The 363-nt window shown below is 59.5% G+C and carries 1 pseudogene; it reads left to right on the top strand.

Features of this window, described 5'->3' with window-relative positions:
* Positions 1-363 (top strand): annotated as a pseudogene (locus tag SOP85_RS31295) (hypothetical protein); the annotation flags it as partial.

The following is a 363-nucleotide window of genomic DNA, read 5'->3' as shown; positions in this document are numbered from 1 at the left end:
GCGAGTCTTTCGGGCCTCTTCGCTGGCAAGCCAGCTCCTACAAAAACGGGCCTCTACCGTGGTTTCGTGCGCGACATATACCTTGCCGGCGAAGGCGGCCTTGAGTCTGGTGCTGCTCTATCGGGCTTCTTCGCTGGCAAGCCAGCTCCTACAAAAATGTGCCTCTACCATGGTTTCGTGCGCGACATATACCTTGTAGGAGCCGGCTTGCCGGCGAAGGCGGCCTTGAGTCTGGTGCGAGTCTTTCGGGCCTCTTCGCTGGCAAGCCAGCTCCTACAAAAACGGGCCTCTACCGTGGTTTCGTGCGCGACATATACCTTGCCGGCGAAGGCGGCCTTGAGTCTGGTGCTGCTCTATCGGGCT

Origin of the sequence: Pseudomonas sp. YuFO20 (assembly GCF_035064975.1) — a bacterium.
GTDB lineage: Bacteria > Pseudomonadota > Gammaproteobacteria > Pseudomonadales > Pseudomonadaceae > Aquipseudomonas > Aquipseudomonas putida_AE.
Note: the sequence above shows the minus strand (reverse complement) of the source record. Positions and strands in the feature narration are given on the sequence as shown.